The following is a 5,636-nucleotide window of genomic DNA, read 5'->3' on the forward strand; positions in this document are numbered from 1 at the left end:
CGAGATGAGCCAGGCGGTCGCGCATCTCGACGAGATGACGCAGCAGAACGCGGCGCTCTCCGAGCAGAGCGCGGCCTCGGCCGGCTCGCTGTCGGGCCGCATCGCCCAGCTCAACGACCTCGTCGCCGCCTTCAAGACGGGTCCTGATGGCGCCCGCAGCGTCGGTTCCGCCCCGGCGACCGAGCCGGCGCGGCTGCGCCAGCTCGCCGAGGCCGCCTTCGTCCAGAAGGCCGCCGCCGCGCCCCGCATGGCAGCGCCCGCCCCGCGCCCGGCGCCCGCTCCCGCCAGGAAGGTCGCCAACAGCCGCGCCGGCGATACGGGCTGGGAAGAGTTCTAGGCCCGGGCGGCGCGGACCGACACGCGCCTCACCGGAACAAGCCGCCACGCCGCAGCCTACTGGATGCGGCGTGGTTGCGTGGATGCCAGGCCCGTGTTCTGGCGTCGCCGATCCCGGCCTCCCCCGCGCTCTTGCGGATCACGGTGAGCGGGATGCGGTCCGCGAGGCCCCTGCAGTTCGAAACGGCGCGTCGCGCCGTTTTTTGTCGTTGGCGCCAGTGGCGTCCGCCTGCGCCCCGTCCTGCGCTGCCGTTCCGGGTTGGGTGGCCAGCGTCGACCGCGCCAGCAGCGCGTCAAAGTGACGTGGCGTCAAAAAGCCGTCGACGCGACCGCCATGGTTTATCGTCTGTTAATCGTTTGCGATGAAACCTGTGCCGTAGGGTCATCGTCGGATCCGTGCGCGCCGTTTCTGCCGTGTCTGCCGACAAAAACACCCAGAAAACGCACGTGCCAGAGGATCGGAGCCTTCGAATGCTCAAGAACATCACCATTCGTCAATCGCTCATCGGGATCGTCATTGCGCTGGCCGTCGCCCTGTTCGGCACCATCACGATGTCGATGCTGGCCATGAGGGACATCAAGGACGACACCAGGGTTCTGTCCCAGGAGGTCATGCCGACCGTCCAGATCAGCAACGACGTCCAGGCGGAGATGTTGAGCCGTCACCTGCGCCTGAACATGCATGTCAACTCCACCGATGCGGAGAGCATGACCCAGCTCGAGAACAACATTCGCGAGTACACGAATTCGCTGGCGACCAAGCGGCGGGATCTGGTGACGAAGCTCGCCCTCCAGCAGAGCCGCGACGCGCTGGCGCGCTACGAGAGCCAGGTGCCGGCCTATGTGGCCGGCCTGGACAAGGTGCTCGACCTGTCCCGCAAGGGCGACAAGCAGGCGGCCACGGTCCAGCTGCGCGAGATGCGCCCGACGCTGGCCGCGATGGAGAAGGCGATCGACGATCTCTCGGCCCATGTGGCGAGCCGCGGCGTCATCGTGACCGCCGAGGCCGAGAAGGCCTACAGCTTCAGCGTGTGGATCATGATCGGGATCGCCATCGTTTCGGCGATCGTCTCCCTCGGCGCGGTCCTGATCGTCACGAAGCGCGTCACCGGCCCGATCCAGGACACGACCAAGACGATGAACGAGCTGGCGCAGGGCCATCTCGAAACCACGATCCATCACGCCGACCGCAATGACGAGGTCGGCCTGATGGCCAAGGCGCTGCAGGTCTTCCGCGAGAGCCTGGTCAAGGTCCGGGCTCTGGAAGAGCAGGAGCGCGCGGCGTCCGAACGTCGCCTGCGGGCGGCGGAGAGCATGGCGCTCGTTGTCACCGATGTCGGCGAGGTCGTGGCTGCGGCGGCCAATGGCGATTTCTCGGCCCGGTTGCAGATCGACCAGGCCGACGACCAGATGCAGAAGCTCGTCGCCGGCATCAACGAGATCAACGCCGTCGTCGACATGGCCACGACCGAGTTCGCATCGGCGCTGTCGGCGGTGGCCGGCGGAGACCTGACGGTGCGGGTCGATTCGGCCTATCGCGGCAAGTTCGCCGAGCTGAAGAGTGCGATCAACGAGACGGTCGATCGTCTGTCCTCGACGGTGAAGACCATCCAGCTGACCTCGGCCGATGTCGGGCTCGCCGCCCGCGAGATCAACACCGGCGCCGACGACCTTTCCAAGCGCACCGAGGGTCAGGCCTCCTCGCTCGAGGAGACCGCCGCCACGACCGAAGAGCTGGCGGCTTCCGTGAAGGCGTCGGCCCAGGCCTCGCGCAATGCCGCCATGATCGCCAACGAGGCGATGCAGGCGGCACAGAATGGCGGCGCGATTGCCGGCCAGGCCGTCGAGGCGATGGCCCGGATCGAGAGCGCGTCCCAGAAGATCTCGGACATCATCCGCGTCATCGACGACATCGCCTTCCAGACCAACCTACTGGCCCTGAACGCGGCGGTGGAAGCGGCCCGCGCCGGCGATGCCGGCAAGGGCTTCGCCGTCGTCGCCTCGGAGGTCCGGACCCTGGCGCAGCGTTCGAGCGAGGCGGCCAAGGACATCTCGGCGCTGATCTCGTCCTCGAACACCGAGGTCGGCGAGGGCGTCAAGCTCGTCCGCCTGGCGGGCGACCAGCTCAGCCAGATCCTGACCTCGTCGCAGAAGGTGGCCGCCACCATCGCCGACATCTCGGCAGCGTCGGGCGAGCAGGCCAACGGCATCGACGAGATGAGCCAGGCGGTCGCGCATCTCGACGAGATGACCCAGCAGAACGCGGCGCTGTCGGAGCAGAGCGCGGCCTCGGCCGCCTCGCTGTCCTCGCGCATCGCCCAGCTCAACGATCTCGTCGCCGCCTTCAAGACCGGGCCGGACGGGGGCCATGCGGGCAGCCATGCCGCGCCGCGGGGCGCAGCGTCCGAGCCTGCGCGCCTGCGCCAGCTCGCGCAGGCGGCCTTCGCCCACAAGGCTCCCGCGCCGCGGGCCGCCGCCCCGGCGCCCCGGGCCGCGACTGCCGCCCCGGCCAAGAAGGTCGCCAACAGCCGCGCTGGCGACAGCGGCTGGGAAGAGTTCTGAGCGAGCCGGGGCTCGCCCCACCTCCGATACGGGCTCCGAGCGCAACCGCTCGGCCGCCAGCAAGCCGACGCGATGCGCCGTCCCTCAGGGGCGGCGCATTTTGCGTTGTCGCTTTGCGCTGCGGCCTCATGCGGCGATGGCCGATCGCACAGGCCCAGGGAGACAGGAGCGATCCGGGCCTGCACGGCTCGTCGAGGCGCCGCTCGCACCGTCAGCCGAGCCTCGAAAGGTGCGCCGTTGGCCCGTGACGAGGAGGATGCGCGCATCCGGCCTCATGCGAGGTGAAGCCCTGGCCAAGGGGCCCTGGCCCTTCAGCGACCGCGCCCTGTCGGATGAGACTCGGACGCCGCGGGGCTCGCTGCGCCGTTGCGCGATATCACGAAAGTTGCAGCCTCAAACCACGACAATCCAGTCGATACCTCCAGTTTGGTCAACCGCGAGATGATCAGACGTGATTGCTGTGGTTCGGATAAAAAAGTGCCTAAATATCGATCATAATTCTTTCGAATTAGGTTTTCTTTAACCCCGGCCGCCGCATGGAAGGCGTGCCAAGACGAAAACGTGCGGTTCGCTAAAAATATAATAAAATTGGGCGTTCGCTTAGAGATAGTATTGGCGTCACTTCTTCGCGTTTTCGTATAGAGCAACGTGCCTCTGTCTAGGGATCCATCATGTTTTCAGCGCTTCAAAAGACGCGTATTGTTCATCGTGTCATGATCGGCTTTTTCGCGACGCTGGTCCTTACGACGGTGCTCGGATTCATCAGCATCAATCGCGTCGATCTGATCAACCAGGGTTTGACCACCATCAACGACCTGAATTCGGTCAAGCAACGCTTCGCGATCAATTTCCGCGGCAGCGTTCATGATCGGGCGATCAGCCTGCGCGACGTCACGCTCGTCGACAGCGCCGCCGATGTGCAGGCGAATGTCGCCGATATCGAGCGCCTGGCCGAAGCCTATCGGCAGTCGGCCGTGTCTCTGGACCGGATGCTTTCAGACCCTGCGCAGGTCTCGCCCGAGGAAGCGCGCATCCTGGCGAGCATCAAGGCGACGGAGGCGAAGACTCTTCCCGTCTCGGAGCGCGTCATCGCGCTGCGCAAAGCCGGCGATCAGGCGCAGGCCAAGCAGGTGATGATGACGGAGGCGCGTCCGCTCTTCACCGAATGGCTGGCGCGCATCAACCAGTTCATCGATCTCCAGGAGGCCAACAACCAGAAGCTCGGCCAGAGCGTGCGCGGCGTCTCCGCGAACTTCACGGCGATGACGCTGCTTCTGCTCGGTTCGGCGCTGCTGATCGGCCTTGCCTTCGCCTGGTGGTCGATCCGGGCGATCCGGCCGCTGACCGGCCTGACCCAGGTCATGACCCAGTTCGCGAATGGCGACCTCCAGGCGAGCGTGCCCCACAGCGACCGGGCCGATGAAGTCGGCGCCATGGCGAAGGCGCTGCAGATCTTCCGCAGCAATGCGCTGGCGATGCGGACGATGGAATCCGAGGCCGCGGCGGCGCGCCAGGCGGCCGAGGCCGAGCGGCTTTCGACCGACGAGCAGCGGGCCCGGACGGTCAAGGAGCAACTCGACGGCGCCCGCCAGCAGGAGCAGATCGTCGATCTCCTCGCATCCGGGCTGCAGCGCCTCGCGCAGGGCGACCTCACCTGCCGGATCGAGGCTCCCGTGCCGGCGGACTATCTGAAGCTGCGGGACGATTTCAACGTGATGGTCGATCGCCTCAGCGACATGGTCGGCATGATCCAGGCGACCTCGGCCGATGTCGGAATGGCCGCCCGCGAGATCACGATGGGCGCCGCCGATCTGTCGACGCGGACCGAGGGCCAGGCCTCCTCCCTCGAGGAGACCGCCGCCACCACCGAACAGCTCGCCGCGTCCGTCAAGGCGTCGGCCCAGGCCTCGCGCCAGGCTGCCGCGGTGGCCGACGAGGCCAAGCAGGCGGCCCAGGCGGGCGGTGCGATCGCCGGTCAGGCGGTCGAGGCCATGGCGCGCATCGAGGATGCCTCGCAGAAGATCTCCGACATCATCCGGGTGATCGACGACATCGCCTTCCAGACCAATCTGCTCGCGCTCAACGCGGCGGTGGAGGCGGCGCGCGCCGGCGACGCCGGCAAGGGGTTCGCGGTCGTCGCCTCCGAGGTTCGCACCCTGGCGCAGCGTTCGGGCGAGGCGGCCAAGGACATCTCGGCCCTGATCTCGTCCTCGAACATGGAGGTGGGCGAGGGCGTGAAGCTGGTGCGTCAGGCCGGAGAGTCGCTCGATCGCATCCTCGCGGCTTCGCAGAAGGTTGCCGCGACCATCGCCGACATTTCGGCCGCCTCGGGCGAACAGGCCAATGGCATCGACGAGATGAGCCAGGCTGTCGCCCATCTCGACGAGATGACGCAGGCGAATGCGGCGCTGGCCGAGCAGAGCGCCGCCTCGGCCGGCTCGCTGTCGAGCAAGATCGGCGAGCTCAACGACCTCGTCGCCGCCTTCAAGACCGGACCGGCCGCGAGCCATGGCGACAGCCATGCCGCGCCGCGGGGCGCCGCATCCGAGCCGGCGCGCCTGCGCCAGCTCGCCCAGGCGGCCTTCGCGAACAAGTCTCCCGCGCTGCGGGCCGCCGCTCCGGCGCACCGCGCCGCTCCGACCGCCCCGGCCAGGAAGGTCGCCAACAGCCGCGCCGGCGATCGCGGCTGGGAAGAGTTCTAGCGCCGTCGCGCGAGGCGCATCGTCGCCTCGCGCGAC

At 67.6% G+C, this 5,636-nt stretch carries 2 protein-coding genes and 1 pseudogene; all 3 read left to right on the plus strand.

Annotation, left to right across the window (positions count from 1 at the left end; all coding sequences use genetic code 11):
- Positions 1–337: pseudogene (locus Q8S38_RS23775) on the plus strand (hypothetical protein); the annotation flags it as partial.
- Positions 338–807: 470 nt separating this feature from the next.
- On the plus strand, positions 808–2,898 hold the full coding sequence (locus Q8S38_RS23780; RefSeq protein WP_305682809.1) for a HAMP domain-containing methyl-accepting chemotaxis protein: 2,091 nt from the start codon (positions 808–810) through the stop codon (positions 2,896–2,898).
- A 671-nt stretch (positions 2,899–3,569) separates the two neighbouring features.
- Entirely contained in the window at positions 3,570–5,600 is a 2,031-nt protein-coding gene (locus Q8S38_RS23785; RefSeq protein ID WP_305682810.1) for a HAMP domain-containing methyl-accepting chemotaxis protein, read from the plus strand.
- Positions 5,601–5,636: the final 36 nt, after the last annotated feature.

Source organism: Allobosea sp. (assembly GCF_030695125.1).
In the GTDB taxonomy this organism is placed as follows: domain Bacteria; phylum Pseudomonadota; class Alphaproteobacteria; order Rhizobiales; family Beijerinckiaceae; genus Allobosea.